The sequence below is a fragment of the Bacillus basilensis genome, assembly GCF_050630465.1.
Lineage (GTDB): Bacteria > Bacillota > Bacilli > Bacillales > Bacillaceae_G > Bacillus_A > Bacillus_A basilensis.
This window is the reverse complement of record NZ_JBNTQO010000043.1, coordinates 1-3,902: the sequence shown is the minus strand read 5'-3', so window position 1 is coordinate 3,902 and position 3,902 is coordinate 1. Positions and strand designations below refer to the sequence as shown.

2 protein-coding genes and 1 pseudogene are annotated in these 3,902 nt (G+C 39.0%); 1 reads left to right on the top strand and 2 read right to left on the bottom strand.

The annotated features are described in order from the left end of the window. Positions 1–92 precede the first annotated feature (92 nt). Complete coding sequence (gene fhuB / locus ACQVV1_RS29585; RefSeq protein WP_431169923.1) at positions 93–2,129, bottom strand: Fe(3+)-hydroxamate ABC transporter permease FhuB; 2,037 nt, start codon at positions 2,127–2,129, stop codon at positions 93–95. A gap of 7 nt (positions 2,130–2,136) precedes the next feature. After that, positions 2,137–3,111: an ABC transporter substrate-binding protein gene (locus ACQVV1_RS29580; protein ID WP_309259392.1), complete on the bottom strand. Its 975-nt coding sequence runs from the start codon at positions 3,109–3,111 to the stop codon at positions 2,137–2,139. A gap of 449 nt (positions 3,112–3,560) precedes the next feature. On the opposite strand from ACQVV1_RS29580, the pseudogene ACQVV1_RS29575 reads away from it, so the two are divergent. Beyond that, positions 3,561–3,902, top strand: a pseudogene (locus tag ACQVV1_RS29575) (collagen-like protein); the annotation flags it as partial.

Sequence of the window (3,902 nt, the reverse complement as noted above, 5' to 3'; positions counted from 1 at the left end):
CACAGAAAAATCCCCTCCATAGTAAACAGGTTAATGTGCTTTCTTTTTCCTGTCTACTATAAGGGGATCATATCAAACAAGAAGCCTCTTTTTTAACTAACCTTCTTCCCACTCTTCCTCATTAACCATAAGAAATAAGGTGCTCCAAGTACAGCAACGACAAGACCAGAAGGGATTTCTTTCGGGTATGCAATTGTTCGTCCTAGTAAGTCAGCAATGGAAAGAAGGATTGCTCCAAACAGTGCTGAACAAACGAAGAGCCTTTGGTGATTCATTCCAACAACGATTCGCGCTAAGTGTGGTGCGACAAGGCCTAAAAAGGCAATCGTACCGACAGCTGCGATATTTACAGATGCAAGTAGTGTTGCTAACACAATGAGAGTTAGGCGCGTTTTATTTACTGGTTGCCCAAGCCCTGTTGCTAAATCGTCTCCAAGTACGAGAACATCAAGTTGTTTTATTAAGAAAAAGATAATAAGCACGAGAATAAGTGATGGATATAGAATGATATTTTCTAAATGATTCCATCCTCTTGCATACGTGCTACCTGATAGCCATGTTAAAGCAGCTGCAACGTTCAAATTTGCTCTAACGATAAAGATTTGAATAATCGCTGAACCGAGAGCTGAAATACCGATTCCTATTAAAGCAAGAGCTGTTGGGCTAAATCCTGATTTCCATGAGAAGAAGAGGACAATTCCAACTGCAAGTAATCCGCCGATAAATGCACCAATTGGTAGGAAGAAACCAGGAAGTGCGGGGAAGACATACATAATAGTTAAAGCACCAACACCAGCTCCCGATGAAATACCAATAATAGAAGGGTCGGCGAGTGGGTTTCGTAATATACCTTGGAAAACAAGCCCGCTTATTGCAAGGCATGCGCCAGCAATAGCAGCAACGAGCATTCTTGGTAAACGAAGGTTCATCATCATATTTTTATCAAATTGTGTTAATTGTCCTGATATAACATTTGTAATGCTTTCGATATAAGCGTTACTACCGATTGTAACACCAAGAGCAATCGTCACAATGCAAAGTACGATAGAGATAATGATTACCTTTTTATAAGAGTAATAGCGAGAACTAGCTCCAGCTGCATTCGCACCGTTATCATTCATATATTGTTTCGACTTCATCATTCGATACACTAAGTAAATAAGCCAAGGCGATCCAATCATTGCCGTGACTGCCCCAACAGGAAGTTCTGCACCGGTTGGATCTATTAATCTACCGACAACATCTGCTCCAAGTAATAATACGGCTCCCCATAAGAAGGAAGAGAGAAGAAGAGTAAGATGTTGGCGGTATCCGGTCAGGCGCATTAAATGAGGGGCAACTAAGCCGACAAAACCGATTGGTCCAACAACAGTAACAATTACTGCTGTTAAAAAGATTGCAGCAATGAAGGCTATAAGACGTGTTACCGCTGTTTTTTCGCCAAGAGAAACAGCAACATCATCACCGAGTAAGAGAATGTTGAGTTTACGAGACATAAATAGTAAAACTAGGAAAGAAATAATGATAAATGGAAAAGCAAATTGAACGCCATCCCAGTTATTTTGAATAAGAGAGCCAGCTCCCCATAAAAATAAACCAGCTGTTTCATTTTCATAGAAAAGTTGCATCGTTCCAGTAAAGGCAGAAAGCATTAATGTAACGACCATACCAGCTAGTGCCATTCTAAGTGGGGTTCCCTTTTTTCCACCAGAAATACGGTATACAAATAAAGCAGTAATAGCACCACCGATAAATGTGAAAAGAAGTGAGTTAATTTGCAGACCTTTCGGTAAGAAAATTGTAGCCGCTACTAGAAAGAAATATGCACCAGAGTGAATACCCATTGTACTGGATTCAGCAAGTGGATTTTTCGTTAACGTTTGTAAAATGACCCCAGATGCAGCAAGAGCACCTCCAGCTAAAATAGCAATTACAGCTCTAGGTAATCGAAGCATGATTAAAGTTTGATGCTCTAGCGATTGGTTCGGTGAGATAAGAGCATCAATAATCATACTATAGGAAATATTTGCTTGACCTTGTCCGATATGAATAAAGAAAAGGAGGAGCAAGAGAGCTGCTCCTCCTCCGAATACAAGACTTGCTCGAAGTGCATGTTGTAAGCTATTCATCGTGTAATCACTTCTTCGCTGTCATTACATCTGCTACTTGTGTTGCTAAAGATTTTGCAGACTCAGGACCACCGAAAATCCAAGTGTCGCCTTTTAATTTATACATTTTGTTTTCTTTTTTGAACTTTAATTCTTCCCAAGCAGGATTGCCTTTTAGTTGAGTGTCAAAAATGTTATCTTCATCCGCTACAATGTAAATGAAGTTTGAATCTTGTACACTTTGTAATGATTCTACAGTTGTTTGTTTGAAACCATCTGCCTCTGATTTACCCGCTTCAAAAGTGTTTGTTAAACCTAATTTTTTTGTAACTTGTAAAGCTGTAGAATTGTCAGTTAAGATGCGGAATGTTGGCACGTTTTTAGCAGTAAATGCTTGTGCCATTGCGATGTTTTTATCTTTTAAGCCTGCTTTGTCAATTTTTGCTTTTGCATCAGCGAATGCTTTATCCATATCAGCTAATACTTTTTTACCTTCTTCTTCTTTTCCGACAGCTTTTGCGATTTGTTTAAATGTTTCTGTCATTTCAGCAAAGTGATCGTTATTGCTTGTTGATGGATCGAACATAACTGTAGGAGCGATTTGTTCTAATTCATTTTTAATTGCTTTACCACGGAATGAAGCTGTGATAATTAAATCTGGTTTTAGACGGCTAATTTCCTCTAAGTTTGGTTGTTGACGTGTCCCTACATCTACAACATCTTTACCTGGTTTTGTTTCTGTATTTACCCATTTATTATAATTCTTAATGTCTGCCATCCCTACTGGCTGAACACCAAGTGCTAATAAGTCTTCTGAATATACCCACTCAAGTACAACAACTTTTTTCGCTGGTTTATCTAATTTTGTTTCCCCCTCAGCGTGTTTAATTGTTATAGCTTGTTTCTTAGCGTCTGTCTTTGTTTCTTTTTTCTCCTCTTTTTGCTGTCCACATCCAACAGCGAATAGAAGAACTACTATGAAAATACTGAGAATTTTCTTCATCTTCTGCCCCCAAATTAAGTATTTTTTGTAACTAGCACCATAAGTGAAAATAGTTATCAATTACAACACCAAAATCATACTATGAGGATATTTTAAGTGTCAATATTTTTTTAAAATTTTGACGAAAAACAACAAATTATACGGATTTTTATATATCATGGTCGCTATTTATGAAGAATAAGCCCCTTTACTAAAAAAATTGAAGAATATATGGAGTTTAAATGGGAACTTGGCTGTGTACGAAAGCGTAATATGTGTGGTTAATCATCTGTGGAGATGGGGCGAAAGTACAAGCAAAAAGAGTGAGAATCGCATGTAATAATTACTAGAATGTATGGAATAAATCTGTGTTTATCCCCACTAGGCAAAGTATGTCTTTGTTATTTAGATAGTTGTTTTCTAACTCGTTGATTGTACTTAAAAGATCGAATGTAAAGGAAGTGATCAACATGTCTTTATGGAGTAATAATATAAATGGATATTGTGGGTGTAATAATCAAAATGGTGTACATGTTGATTCATGCTGTTTTAGTTGCGATGGGACAGTTCCTAAGCTGGGCCCAACAGGTCCGACGGGCGACACAGGCCTAACAGGAGCAACGGGTCCGACAGGTGATACAGGCCCAACAGGAGCAACGGGTCCAACAGGGGTGATGGGAATAACAGGGGCAACGGGTCCGACAGGTGATACAGGCCCAACAGGAGTAACGGGTCCAACAGGGGCGATGGGAATAACAGGGGCAACGGGTTCAACAGGAGCGACGGGAATAACAGGGGCAACGGGTCCAACA

Excerpts from the sequence above, each read along its gene's own strand:
- fhuB (WP_431169923.1), bottom strand. The coding sequence starts at position 2,129 with ATGAATAGCTTACAACATGCACTTCGAGCAAGTCTTGTATTCGGAGGA.
- ACQVV1_RS29580 (WP_309259392.1), bottom strand. The coding sequence starts at position 3,111 with ATGAAGAAAATTCTCAGTATTTTCATAGTAGTTCTTCTATTCGCTGTT.